The sequence below is a fragment of the Geothrix sp. genome (genome assembly GCF_049292215.1).
GTDB lineage: Bacteria > Acidobacteriota > Holophagae > Holophagales > Holophagaceae > Geothrix.
This window is the reverse complement of record NZ_JBATQW010000035.1, coordinates 117,528-129,416: the sequence shown is the minus strand read 5'-3', so window position 1 is coordinate 129,416 and position 11,889 is coordinate 117,528. Positions and strand designations below refer to the sequence as shown.

At 67.5% G+C, this 11,889-nt stretch carries 7 protein-coding genes and 1 pseudogene; 2 read left to right on the top strand and 6 right to left on the bottom strand.

Features of this window, described 5'->3' with window-relative positions; translation table 11 throughout:
- Positions 1–427, top strand: a pseudogene (locus WAS25_RS06820) (hypothetical protein); the annotation flags it as partial.
- Here WAS25_RS06820 and WAS25_RS06815 read toward each other — a convergent pair.
- The 5 genes from WAS25_RS06815 to dnaG form a co-directional block, all read right to left on the bottom strand.
- Positions 428–649, bottom strand: a complete 222-nt coding sequence (locus WAS25_RS06815) for a MoaD/ThiS family protein (protein ID WP_422310766.1) — start codon at positions 647–649, stop codon at positions 428–430. It abuts the pseudogene before it with no gap.
- A gap of 14 nt (positions 650–663) precedes the next feature.
- Positions 664–4,767 (bottom strand): translocation/assembly module TamB domain-containing protein, encoded by a 4,104-nt coding sequence (locus WAS25_RS06810; RefSeq protein ID WP_422310765.1) that lies wholly within the window; start codon positions 4,765–4,767, stop codon positions 664–666.
- Entirely contained in the window at positions 4,767–5,738 is a 972-nt protein-coding gene (locus WAS25_RS06805) for a serine/threonine protein kinase (protein WP_422310764.1), read from the bottom strand. Before WAS25_RS06805 ends, WAS25_RS06810 begins: the two co-directional genes overlap by 1 nt.
- Positions 5,739–5,821: 83 nt before the next feature.
- On the bottom strand, positions 5,822–7,546 hold the full coding sequence (rpoD, locus tag WAS25_RS06800; protein ID WP_422310763.1) for an RNA polymerase sigma factor RpoD: 1,725 nt from the start codon (positions 7,544–7,546) through the stop codon (positions 5,822–5,824).
- Positions 7,547–7,681: 135 nt separating this feature from the next.
- Positions 7,682–9,409 (bottom strand): DNA primase, encoded by a 1,728-nt coding sequence (dnaG, locus tag WAS25_RS06795; protein WP_422310762.1) that lies wholly within the window; start codon positions 9,407–9,409, stop codon positions 7,682–7,684.
- A 74-nt stretch (positions 9,410–9,483) separates the two neighbouring features.
- On the opposite strand from dnaG, the gene WAS25_RS06790 reads away from it, so the two are divergent.
- Positions 9,484–10,473: a hypothetical protein gene (locus WAS25_RS06790; RefSeq protein ID WP_422310761.1), complete on the top strand. Its 990-nt coding sequence runs from the start codon at positions 9,484–9,486 to the stop codon at positions 10,471–10,473.
- Between the two features lie 16 nt (positions 10,474–10,489).
- Here the strand turns inward: WAS25_RS06790 and WAS25_RS06785 are convergent, their stop codons facing one another.
- Positions 10,490–11,833, bottom strand: coding sequence for an MFS transporter (locus tag WAS25_RS06785; protein WP_422310760.1), 1,344 nt, complete (start codon positions 11,831–11,833; stop codon positions 10,490–10,492).
- Positions 11,834–11,889 lie beyond the last annotated feature (56 nt).

Genomic DNA, 11,889 nt, shown 5'->3' with positions numbered 1-11,889 from the left:
CCGGCCGGCCCCCCAGCCTCCGCCTCCAGCGGCGAAGCCGGTTTCTCCCCGGGTTCCCGCCGCACCCGACCAGCTGAGGGCCGCCTGCACCGAGGCCCTGCGGCAGGTGCAGGGGCTGCGCGGCCTGGCCACTGCGCCCCAACTGGCCTCGGACCTGAGCTGGGACGCACCCACCCTCCGCTTTCGCTTCCCCGGCAATGTGCGCCAGACCCTGCGGGACTTCGAGCGGGAGTCGGCCAGCCCCCACCTCCTGGCGGCCCTGGCGGCGGTGCTGCCAGGCCTGCAGGTCATCGAGGTCTCCTTCGACGATTCCGACACGGTGCCGACGGCTGAGCGCCCGGAGGACCGCCTCCGTCGCGAGCCCGCCTTCCAGGAGCTGCTGCGCATCAGCGACGGTGAAGTGCTGGAGATTCGCCGCGAGGTGTGATCAGCCCCCTGAGACGGGTGGCATGAGGGCCACTTCGTCGCCGTCGGCAAGGGCCGTGGCCCGGTCCGCGAAGCTCTGGTTCACGGCCAGCAGGGCCTCCGGTGGCAGGGGGGCCAGGCGGGCGTCGAGCAGCAGGTCGCCCAGGGTGGGCGCTGCGGGCAGTTCCAGCTCGCTGAAGCCCAGCAGGGCCCGGTACCGTGCGAAGGCCTTCACCATGATCATGGGCAGCTCCTTGGCTACTTGGGGCTCCAGGTGTGCCGGATCTCCCCGGAGGGGTTGATCCCGGCATCGCCGCCCTTGCTGGCGCCGAGCTGGAGAATGACATTGCCGAAGCGCCACTCCACCTGGCCGGAGGTGATGCTCAGCTCGCCCGTCTTCTTGTGGGAGACGACGAAGGCGCTGCGCTGGCCCAGCAGGTTCACGCTTTTGCCCAGGGTCACCTCGGTCTCGGTGCTGCCTAGGGTCGTGGTGCGCACGGCCACGTTCACCCGGTCCAGCCCCAGGGTGCGGCGCAGCTGCTCCTGGAAGGGCGCGAAGGCGAGGGTGGTGATGAGCCCGGAGCCGGCGCTGGCGAGGCCGGAGGTGATGGCCCCCTGGGTGGCCCCGGAGGAGCCCCCGGCCGTGCCCACATTGGCCACGTTGCCCGGGTTGATCAGGATGGCCACGATCTCGTCCTGCCGCAGGCTGGGGGTGGAACTGGGCACGATGGTGAGGTTGCTGAGCGTGCCGCGGATGTCGAGGTTCACCGTGTAGCCCGGGATCGAGCTGACGCTGCCCTGCATGTTGATGATCGGATCCAGGGCCCGCAACTCGGAGAAGCTCAGGGAGCCCCGGTCCACGACCATGTCGCCGGCGGGGAAGATGTTGGTGACCCGGCCCCCGGCCTGGAAGACCATGGTGCCCTTCGGGACCGGGTGGCCCAGGGTGCCCAGCACCTGGAAGGGGCCGTCGGTGCGGCCTTCGAGCTTCAGGAGGTTGGTATCGAAGCTCCAGGGCGTCCGCAGATCCAGCTCCAGGTCGAGGCGGATGCGCTCGAGGGGATCGTCCAGGTCCAGCCCAGTGAGGCCGCCACTGTCGCTGAGGGCGCTCCGCAGGATCAGGTCCGACAGCTTGACTTCGCTCTGGTAGCTGAGGCGGTCTGCCCGCAGCCGGCCTTTAAGCAGGCCGCCCTCCTCGGTGCCGGTGAGGTTCGCCTCGAGGGTGCCCTGCAGGTCCAGGCCATCGGGCACGTCGCGCAGCTGGAAGTTCGTGAGCAGGGCCTTTAGGGCGTAGGTGTCCAGCCCGCCCAGGCGCCAGGTGATCGCGCCGCTGGCCTTGAGTTCCCCGTGGGCCAGGGTTCCCCGCACGGGACGATCCTCGGCGATGGTGACGGTCCGGTCCTTGAGCATCAGCTCGGCCTGGATGCCCTCGGCACCCTGGTAGCCACGGAGGTTCATGCTCCCATGGTCCAGGGACACGACCCCATCCAGGAGGGGCTCGAGGTAGGTCCCGTGGGCCAGGGTGTCAAAGCGGCTCGTACCCTGGACGGTCAGCTCGGAGAGCAGGCTGTAGTCGTCCACCTCCATGAAGCGGTCGAGGATGGCCTTCAGGTGGGCGAGGTCCGCTGACCCCTGGACCTTGAGGGCCATGGGAACCATGCCGGAGAAGGGAACCGTACCCGAAAGATGCACCTGGGCCGCCTGGGGATTGACCCCGCTGACCGGCCCGCGGGCGCCGCCCTCCAGGCTCAGATCCACGGAGGCCCCGAGCGCATTGCCCCGCAGCGTCGAGGCGCTGGTCTGGTGCAACTCGAAGGCGCCGAACTGGGCCGCCAGCTGATCCAGGGAGCCGCTCCAGGCCAGGTCTCGGCCGTTCTGCCATCGGCCCTGGGCCGTGGCAGAGAGCGTCAGGTCCTCCAACAGATCATCCGTCAGGCCCCGGGCCAGCAGCTCGGTGCGGGCACTCTCGGGGGATATTTTGAGGCTCAGCAGGCCCACCAGGTCGGGACCCTCCTGGCGGACCCGGGCCTCCAGAAGGGGACTGGGCATGCCTTCGCTGCCGAGCTGCCCAGCCAGGGTGCCCTTCTCCAGGGTGGCTCGCGCATGGAGACCTTCCACGCTCCGATCTCCGAAGAAGATGCGGCCCCGGTTCATTTGGATCCGCCCCTCGGGCAGGTCGTAGCCGCCAAAGGGGGCGGTGATCGGTCCGAGGAGGTGGACCTCCACCTGGGCCTGGAGCCGAGGCCCGGGCAGGGATAGCAGCTCCGAGTCCAGGCGCCCGCCCAGATCCACCCACCAGGTCCAGCGTTGGAAGTCCATGTCGGCCTGCCCCTGGAGGGCCAGGACGCCTTCGGGTGCAGCCTCACCATGGCCGAGCAGGTCCGGTCGTTCGGCCACCCGGAGGTCGGTCAGTTTCATCTGGAGGGCTTCGATGTCCATAGAAAAGTCGGAGGAGGCTACTGGAATCTTGATTCCGTAAGCTTCACCTTGTTCGACTTGGGCTGATCCATACATGGCAAGGTGGTCGTAGGGGCCATGGAGCCGAACCCAGCCGCTGCCGCTCCCGGTGATGGGGAGGTCCTTCCCGGCTTCATCCTTCAGGTCGGCGGCTCGCAGTCCCTCGGCTACGGGCAACCGGTGGGCGGTGTAGCACATGTCCATCTGGGCCTGGCCGGGGGCGGTCCTGGCCCAGGTCAGCCAGAGCTCACCGCTGCCGGTGCCCTGGTCCTTGCTGAGCTCGATGTCCCTGATCCGAAGGTCGGCGCCGCGGATCTCGACCCGCCTGGCCCACAAGGCATCGGCCCGGGCTCCGTGCCACCGAGGGTGGTCCACCCCGACGGACCCATCCAGCTCCAGGCCCCCCGGCCGACTCCAGCGCACCTTGGCCTGGGCAGTGGTCTGCCCCTCCATGTCCAGGTTGGTGATCTGCCAGGCTTGGAGTGCCCGGCCCACCTGGTTGGCGTCCAGGGCGGCCTCCCCGGCGCCTTCGAGCTGCACCAGGCCCCGGCCGTCCAGGGTGGCCCAGCCCCGGCCCTCGAGCTTCAGGGCGTCGAGGTCGAGCTTGACGCGGTCAAGGGTGGCCTGCCCCCGGTCCAGGGTTGCGGAGAGGCCGCCGGCTTCCCGGCCATTCTGGGTCAGGGCCACTCGGGCGCTGGCCTGCCACTGGTCCGGACGCCCAGGCGAACTCCCTGGCTGGGGGCCCTTGACCTGGGCCTGGACACTGGCCCGGGTGCCGCGGAGCTCGGGGAGCCGGAGCAGGGTGCCCACGGCTTCCAGATCAAGGTCCTGGCCCTGGAGGTCGGCCTGTACAGGTGCATGGCGGGACCAGCTGCCCTTGACCTCGAGGTCGCCCTGGGGGGAGGCCCACCGGAGGTGCTCCAGCCGGGCCTGGTCAAGGCTGCCGCTTCCCTTGAGGTCCAGCCTGCCCGGAACGAAGGAGGCCAGGCTGGGGCGCAGGTCCTGGCCTTCAGCGGTGAAGGTCCAGGTGGGCTGGGCCAGCGAGCCCTGGACCGTGCCGATGAGGTCCAGGCTGCCGGACAGCGGAGGCGGGGCGACCCCGCCCCAGCGGGCGGCCTGCGGGAGGTCCAGCAATCCGGTCAGCCTGGCTTCGATCCGGTCTGCGGTCTTGGAGGTTTTCAGGTCGAACCGGCCGATCAGGCGGGCCTGGCTATCGCCAAGCCGGACGTAGGCTTCATGGACCACCAGAGCCGGCTCGGAGACCTCCCCGTTCAGGTCGAGGCGACCCTTCTCCCAGCCCCGGGGACCCTTCACGGCCAATTGGGCCCCGGCCAACTCCAGGCGAAGGTGATTGGGCCCCAGGCCGCCCCCCTTCGCCTCGAATAGGCAGCGCAGGGCGGGGATCCCCCGCAGCGGCTCCGGCACATCGATCTCCCCACCCGTGAGGCTGAAGCTGTCGAGGCGGAACTGGGGCAGGGGGCCCGTTCTGGGTGGGTGCTCCTTCAGTCTGATGGCGGCCAGACCGGCCTCGGTCAGGCGGAGGTGGGGATGCTCCACCTGGATGCGGTAGATGCGGCGGGTCGGCCCGAGGAGGGACCACAGGTCGGTGCGAACCTCGGCCCGCCGGATGGTTAGAAAATCTCCTCCCAGCTGGATCTCATGGAGCACCAGGGAACCCAGCATGGGATGGAGTTCGATGCGGCCGATGGCCAGGGGGAGCCCCGTCTCCTCCCGGACCACGGCATCGACGCGACCCACCACCCAGCGCAGGACAGCCGACCTGGATGCGATCCAGGGTGTCACCGTAACGAGGGTGGCACCGCCCACCAGCGCATAGGAGACGCGACGGACCCATCGCCTGTTCCAGAGCCGGCGCACCGCGTCTTTGGCGGGATGCCAGTCCATCACGTGGTCTTTTCGCCGCAGTTGGGGCACACCATCGCCATCCGGGGCAGCTGCCGGTAGCAGAAGCGGCAGAGCCGTGACTGGGAGGCGGCCCGCAGGGAGGGGTGGGGACCGGAGGTGGACGTGGACAGCACGGCGGTGCCCAGGGGGCGGGTCTCCCGGGCCACGTTCTCCTTGAGTCGGCGCAGGGCCTCCAGGAGGGCCTGCGCCGAGAGGTAGCGCTCCCCGAGGTTCACGGCCAGGGCCTTCATCACCACCTCGGAGAAGGCCTTGGGAACGATCGGGTTCCGCAGATGCGGCGCCACGATCTGCTGGGTGGTGAAGGCCTGGGCGATCTTCAGCGGGTCGGCGTCATAGAAGGGCACCGTGCCCGTCAGCATCTCGTAGAGGGTGATGCCTAGGGACCAAAGGTCGGACTGGAACACGGCCCTGCCCCGGAAGTGCTCGGGCGCCATGTAGGGGGGCGAGCCGATGCGGGTGGGCGCATAGGGCACGTGCTGCATCTCCAGGACGCGGGAGGTCCCGAAGTCCGTGACCTTGGCCACGCCGTCGCGATTCACCAGGATGTTGGCGGGCCGCAGATCGCGGTGGAGGATCTGGTGGCCATGGGCGAAGGCGATGGCGCAGCAGACGTCGAGGCCGATCTCGAGGGCGCGGGTGGGCGGCAGGGCGCGCTCGCGGCGGATGAAACGGTCGAGGCCCTCACCCTCCACGTATTCCAGCACCATGAAGAAGATGCCGTTCTTCCGCTCGACGGTGATGAGCTCGACGATGTTGGGATGCTTCAGACCCGCCATGATGCGGGGTTCCTTCAGCAGATCGACGATCTCCTCCTGCTGCTGGTGCGGCACCTTGAGGGCCACCTTGCGGTTCACCCAGGTGTCCATGGCCAGGTAGACGGCGCCGAAACCACCCGAACCGAGGCGGTCCAGGATCTGGTATTTGCCCAGCGTCTGATCCTTGGAAAGCACTGTCAGGGGCTCCGATGCGATGGGTTCAGGATGACCGAAAAAGCCCCGCCGAGGCGGGGCTTTTTGACGTGGCGGATCGGGCATCAGCCTAAAAAGGCCTTGAGCGTTTTGGAATAGCGAGGGTGCCGAATCTTTCTCAGCGCCTTGGACTCGATCTGCCGGATGCGCTCGCGGGTCACGGCGAACTCGCTGCCCACTTCCTCCAGTGTGTGCTCGGAGCCATCGTCGCCAACGCCGAAGCGCATGCGGAGGACGCGCTCTTCGCGCTCGCTGAGGGTGTTGAGGACGTTGCGGACGGTCTCCTTGAGGCGCTGCTGCACGACCTGCTCCACGGGGGAGACCACGGTCTTGTCCTCGATGAAGTCCCCCAGGTGGGAGTCCTCCTCCTCGCCGATGGGCGTTTCCAGGGAGATGGGCTCCTGGGCGATCTTCATCACCTTGCGGACCTTGCCCACGGGCATATCCATGGCGTGGGCGATCTCCTCGCTGGAGGGTTCCCGGCCCAGCTTCTGCACCAGCTCGCGCTGGGTGCGGATGAGCTTGTTGATGGTCTCGATCATGTGCACGGGGATGCGGATGGTGCGGGCCTGATCGGCAATGGCGCGGGTGATGGCCTGCCGGATCCACCAGGTGGCGTAGGTCGAGAACTTGAAGCCCCGGCTGTACTCGAACTTGTCCACGGCCTTCATGAGTCCAATGTTGCCCTCCTGGATGAGGTCCAGGAACTGCAGGCCGCGGTTGGTGTAGCGCTTGGCGATGCTGACCACGAGGCGGAGGTTGGCTTCGATCAGCTCGGCCTTGGCGGCGCGGCTGATGCTCTCGGCCCCCTTGAGGCTGTTGAAGTCCTTGTGGAACTGCTCGCTGGTGGTCTCGTACTTGATGAAGAAGTCGGCCAGGGTCTTCTCGATGTGGGCCAGTTCCTCCTTGTACTTGTCCTTCAGCTTGGCGAAGGCGGGATTCTTCAGGCGATCGCGAAGTTCCCGGCACTTCCGCTCCCCAGCCATCACTTGGCTGTGCTGATGGGTGATGCGGTCGATGAGGCGGGTGACGGCCAGGCTGTTGAGGCCCAGCTTCCGGATCTGGCGGGAGAGGCGGCCACGGGCCTGGAGAATCTCCCGTCCCAGCTTGCGCCGCTTGGGCAGGGTCTTGGTGCCGGCATCGACATTGACCTTGAGCTCCAGCAGGTCCTGCAGGGCCTGATCGTAGACCAGCAGCTTCTCGAACTGGTGGTGCACATGCTGGGTGGCCGAGGTGCTCTCGGCATCCTCGTCGTCATCCACCTCGTCTGAGAGGCCCACCACTTCGCGGATTTTGCCCGGGTTCTCCTTCAGCATGCGGCCGATGTCGATGAGCAGGCTGGCCGCCAACCGGGACCGGGAGAGGGCGCGCATGACGCTGCGGACGCCGACCTCAATGCGCTTGGCGATCTCGACCTCATCCTCGCGCTTGAGGAGGGGGACCGTGCCCATCTCCTTGAGGTACATGCGCACGGGGTCGTTGAACTTGTCGCTGTCGGGGCTGTCGATTTCGACTTCCCCGTCTTTTTCGGCCTTGCCGCTGCCTTCGATTAGGACGAACTCGGGCTCGATGGCCTCGCGGGCCGCCTGGGCCTCCTCCTCGGTGGCGCCGATGCCCACACCCAGGCGCGCAAACAAAGCCATGACCGTCTCGAGGTCCAGAGGACTGGAGGCGGTGTTGGGAAGGAAATCATTGAGCTGGTCGACCAGCAGGAATCCGTTTTTCCTTCCGATGGAGATGAGGGCTTTGGTGAGCGTGTAGTAGGTATCTAGGTGCGGCGTCGGAACCATTCGTACCTCAAAGAGCGCTGCGATCGTCGGACCGGGGACCCGGTGACCGAGGGATATGCAGAGTTCGGCCAATGTACCGGCCGAATCCGGAACTTTTCAGTATACGGGATCCACGGATTCAGGCAAGGGCCGGGCTCAGCGGGGCCCTCTGCGCCGGCGGGAGAGTTCCTTCTGACGGGCCAGGAGGTCGTTCTGCCGGCCCATCACCCGGGCCATCAGGGCACCGTCCACCATGGTGGCAGGATCCTGCAGCAGGCGGTTGTTGGCCTGGATCTCCCGGTCCAGGTAGCGCCCTTCGAGCCGGGCGAAGAGCGACTCGGCGTCCCGGCCCGCCTCGTCCTGCCGGCTGGCCTGGGCCTCCAGGTGCCGGAGGGCCGCCACGGCGCCCTCGGGAAGCAGCCCGACCTCGCCTTCAGCATCGAGCAGCGCCTGTAGGAGGGGAGCACCCTGTAGGCTCTCCCACCAGGCCGCCGGGACCTCCTGGACCCGCCGCCAGTGCCCGGCGGTGCTGAGCAGTAGCAGGGAGCGGATCAGGTCGTCGAGTTCCGGCTGCCCAGCCATGACCGGGGCCTCGGCATCCTGGGAAGGGACCTGGACGCCACGCCCCCTCACGGCCCGGTCCAGTTCCTGCAAGGGCACCTGCAGTTGGTGGGCCAGGCTGGCGAATAGGTCGCGGCTTTCGGTGGTGCGGGGCAGGTAGGGCAGGAAGTCCAGCAGGTCCTTGAAGGCGCCCATGCGGTCGGTGATGCGGCGGAGGTCCTTGCCCTCCATGGCGCGGTCCACCATGAAGGCGGTCCAGTCCGGCGCGGCGCGCAGGAGCTCCCGAAAGGCCTCACCTCCCAGCTTCAGGCACCAGGTGTCGGGATCCTCGCCCAGGGGCAGTTCCAGCAGGCGCACCTCGAAGCCCAGGGGCAGGGCCATGCGCAGGCTCTTTTCCATGGCCCGGCGGCCCGCCGAATCCCCATCGAAGCAGAGGATGACGCGGCGCGTGAAGCGGCCCAGGGCCTTGAGGTGCTCGTCAGTCAGGGCCGTGCCCAGGGGCGCGACTGCCTGGTGGATGCCGTGCTGGTGCAGCTGCAGCACGTCGAAATAGCCTTCCACCACCAGGGCTCCGTCCTTCATGGCGCCCTTGGCGCGATGGAAGCCGAACAGGGTGCCGCCCTTGTGGAAGAGTGGTGTGTCGCGGGTGTTGAGATATTTCGGTTGACCTTCCCCCATGATGCGGCCGCCGAAGGCCACCACCCGGCCCCGGGCATCGTGGATGGGGATGGTCAGGCGGTTGCGCAGGAAGTCGATCTGGGTGCCCCGCTCACTCCGGCTGGCCAGGCCCGCCTGCTCCAGCAGCTCGCCGGAGAAGTTCAGCCCCCGCAGGTGGTTCACCAGCGAATCCCAGGCATCGGGGGCCATGCCGAAGCCGGCCTCGGCCAGGAAGGGGCCCTCGTAGCCGCGGTCGCGGAGGTAGGCCCGGGCGCCCTCGTGGCGGCCCAGTTGGGTCTCGAAGAAGGCCTGGGCAGCTTCCAGGGCGGATCGCATGCGGGTTTCGAGGTCCACTTCAGCCGAGGGCCGCTCGCGGCGCTGGGGCAGGTCGATGCCCGCCGCCCGGGCCAGCTGTTCCAGGGCCTCGGGAAAGCTCATGCCCTCCCGCTCCATGAGCCAAGCGAAGGCATCACCATGCTTGCCGCAGCCGAAGCAGTGGTAGAAGCCCCGGTTGGCCACCACCTGGAAGCTGGGGCTCCGCTCGGCGTGGAAGGGGCAGAGGCCCACGTGGGCCGAGCCCTGCTTGCGAAGCTTCACCGCCGAGCCCACCAGGGCCAGCAGGTCCGTCGCGTCCCGGACGCGTTCGACGATTTCGCGGTCACGCATGTTCCAGGCATAACACGAGAGCGGGCCGGGATCGAGGACTCATGGCATGCTTGAGGATTCGCTTGGTGGAACCCATGACCCAGCTCCTCGACACGATCCTGCTCTTCAGCCTGCCCGCTTCGGGCAAGTCGGAGGTACGCCGCTACCTGGCCAGCCTCACGCCGGACCAGTGCCGGAACGACTTCCACATGGGCCCCACGCTGCAGCTGGACGACTACCCCTATGTCCACCTCATGCACCGCATTGACGACGAGCTGAAGGCCCACGGCCTGGGCTACGCCTACTACCACGGCCCCAACCGCCCCTTCCGCGACAACTGGACCTGGGCCGTGCTCATCGAGCTGCTGAACGAGGATCACGCGAACCTCATGGCCAGCCGCCAGACCGAGGTGTCCAGCGCCGCCCAGCACCTCTTCGACCGCCTGGACGCGGCCCATGCAAAGGTGGGCCTGTCTCAGCCCCTGGGCGAGATCCCGCATCGTGTCCGGGTGTGCATGGCCGAGGCCCTGGAGGTCGAGTGCCGGGCCGAGCTGGACGTGCTGAACCGCCAGAACGCCAAGGACAAGGCCGGCCGCACCCTGGTCATCGAGGCCGCCCGGGGCGGTGCCCACGGTTCCGCTTTCCCCCTCTGCCCACCCCACGGCTACGACACGGCTTTCCAGACGCTCTCGCCCGCCATCCTTGAGAAGGCGTCGGTGCTCTACGTATGGGTGGATCCCACCGAGAGCCGCCGCAAGAACATTGAACGGGGGCGCCCTGACGGCCAGGGCAGCATCCTGCACCACAGCGTGCCCATGGAGGTGATGCTCGGCCAGTACGGCACCGACGACATGGCCTGGCTCATGGAGCAGGGCGACCGCCCTGGCGCCATCCGCGTGGAGCGCACCATCCAGGAGGGCGAACGTTACGCGACCAGGGTCTACCACTTGCCCGTGGCCCGCTTCGACAACCGCAGCGACCTCACCACCTTCGTCCGCGAAGATCAGAAGCTGTGGAAGCCCGCCGACGTTCAGGCCATCCACAGCGGGCTGAAGGCAGCCTTCGATCAGCTGGCGAAGAGCTAGAAGGAGCGCATCCGTTTCAGTGCGCCCCGGCGCCCGCCTTGGCGTTCCAGATGCGGGTCATGATGAAGGCGCCGATGAGGCTGAAGGGGATGATGGACCCGACCCACACCCAGGCGTGGGTGGGCTGGTGGCCGTGGGTGGCAACACCGTCCCAGCCGTAGGTCTTCAGGATCCAGCCCAGGCCGAAGCCCGTGAGACCCGAGCCGATGTATTGGATGCCGTCCAGGGCGCCGGTGACCGTGGCCGCGGCCTTCCGGCCCCCGAAGTCCATGCTGGCGGTTCCGCTGAGCATGCCGTGGACGCCGAAGATGAACATGGCCGTGAGGCCCAGCAGGAGCACGGCCCAGACCTGCCCGCCGGTGCTGCCCTGACCGAGCGTCATGCCCAGCAGGGCCAGCATCACCACCTGGATGAGGTAGAAGACGAAAGCCACGGGCGGGCGCCGGGACTGGAACAGCTTGTCGCTCATCCATCCGCAGACCAGCCCGCCGAGGATTCCGCCGCCCATGAAGGCGATGCCGGTCCACCAGAACAGATGCTCCCGCTTGCCCAGGTGGTAGATCTCCTGCAGGTACTCGGTGAAGTAGAGCATGACGCCCTGCCGGACAAAGCCGGTGCAGAACTCCGCGAAGATTAGGGACACGATGATGGGGTTCTTGAACACCTTGCGGATCAGCTCGCGGAGGGGCAGGGGGGTGTCCTCGGCGTGATGGGCATTGGATCCGTCGCCGGTGTCGAAGTCCGCATGTCCTGCGTGGCTCGGCCGGTTGCGGACCAGGAACCAGTCCACACAGAACATCACCACCATGGCCGCCGCAGGCACGAACCAGATGACCGTCCAGCTGCGGAAGCTGGCCAGCAGCCAGGCGCCGATGGTGGTGGCCAGGAAGTAGCCCGAGCTGATCATGATGCCGAAGATGCCCCCGAAGACGCCTCGTTCCTTCACGTGGAACCAGGTGCTGTTCACCTTGACCACCGAGAGCGCCCCGAAGCTCTGGAAATACATGTTCACGCTCCAGAGGAGGCTCATGCTCACCAGCACCTGGGTGGCATCGCCCTTGAGGAACATGAAGCCGATGAGGACGTTCACCAGGGCCGCGCCGAGGGCGCCCACCAGGATCGCCTTGCGCCCGCCGATGCGGTCCGCAAGTGGTCCGTTGAAGGCCACCGAAAGCCCGTAGGTCCAGAAGCCGGCGGAGGCGATGAAGCCCATCTGGGCCTTGTCCAGGTGATACCAGGCGCCGATGTCGTTCTTCACGATATTGAAGTTGTAGCGGCCCATGTACATGGCCGCGTAGGTCAGGCCGAGCGGAAACCAGTTCAGGAACCGGCGCAGACGAAAGGCGGGACTGTGATCCAAAGGAACCTCGATGGTCTCAAGGCTACTGGAGGCCGCAGGATCCCCCAAGCCATGAG

What these genes read in the sequence shown, in the direction of transcription:
- WAS25_RS06815 (WP_422310766.1), bottom strand. Translation starts at nt 649, where the DNA reads ATGATCATGGTGAAGGCCTTCGCACGGTACCGGGCCCTGCTGGGCTTC.
- WAS25_RS06810 (WP_422310765.1), bottom strand. Translation starts at nt 4,767, where the DNA reads ATGGACTGGCATCCCGCCAAAGACGCGGTGCGCCGGCTCTGGAACAGG.
- rpoD (WP_422310763.1), bottom strand. Translation starts at nt 7,546, where the DNA reads ATGGTTCCGACGCCGCACCTAGATACCTACTACACGCTCACCAAAGCC.
- dnaG (WP_422310762.1), bottom strand. Translation starts at nt 9,409, where the DNA reads ATGCGTGACCGCGAAATCGTCGAACGCGTCCGGGACGCGACGGACCTG.
- WAS25_RS06790 (WP_422310761.1), top strand. Translation starts at nt 9,484, where the DNA reads ATGACCCAGCTCCTCGACACGATCCTGCTCTTCAGCCTGCCCGCTTCG.